The organism is Chryseobacterium sp. CH25 (assembly GCF_004119455.1).
Taxonomy (GTDB): domain Bacteria; phylum Bacteroidota; class Bacteroidia; order Flavobacteriales; family Weeksellaceae; genus Chryseobacterium.
In genome coordinates, this window is record NZ_NRQT01000024.1 from 1 (window position 1) to 767 (window position 767).

The 767-nt window shown below is 34.3% G+C and carries 1 pseudogene; it reads left to right on the forward strand.

Annotated elements, in window-relative coordinates:
• A pseudogene (locus BOQ64_RS23310) lies at positions 1 to 767 on the forward strand (RHS repeat-associated core domain-containing protein); the annotation flags it as partial.

Genomic DNA, 767 nt, shown 5'->3' on the forward strand with positions numbered 1-767 from the left:
AATCTAAAAAAGTTGGGGGTATTGCTTTAGGATCACCCCTTCAGCAGATGGATTATAAATACAATATCCGTGGCTGGATGACTAAGATCAATGATCCTAGAAATCTTGGGGGAAAATTATTTGGATATGAGATCAGATATAACAATCCTGAAATCTCTATAAAATCACCAGGCAGATTTAATGGGAATATTGCAGAGATAGATTGGAAAAACTCATCAGAAGACGTATTTAAAAGATACAATTACGAGTATGATGGTCTGAACCGATTAAAGAATGGTTTCTACTCAGAACCTAATGCCACCAACCCTGGCAATGGTAATTTTGATGAATACCTTACCTATGACCTGAATGGGAATATCAATACTTTAAAAAGAAAAGCCATTCCTGTATCAGGACAAACATCGGCTTTAGTAGATGATCTTGAGTATAAATACACAGGAAACCGTTTAAATCAGGTGATAGAATCAGCGATGAATGATACAGGATATGAGGGTGGCAATAATATGATAGATTATGATGTGAATGGAAATATGACCACCATGAAAGATAAAGGGATTAATTCTATTGTTTACAATTACTTAAATTTACCCAACTCTTATTCAATCGCAAATAAAAGTTTTGGACTTACTACGTATATAGATTTGAAATATCTTTACCGTGCAGATGGAACTAAGTTGAGAAAAATCTATTCAGCAGGACAACCAAAAGGAATAGCCAGTACCACTACAACTGATTATTTGGATGGGTTTCAATATTCATATCAAGAA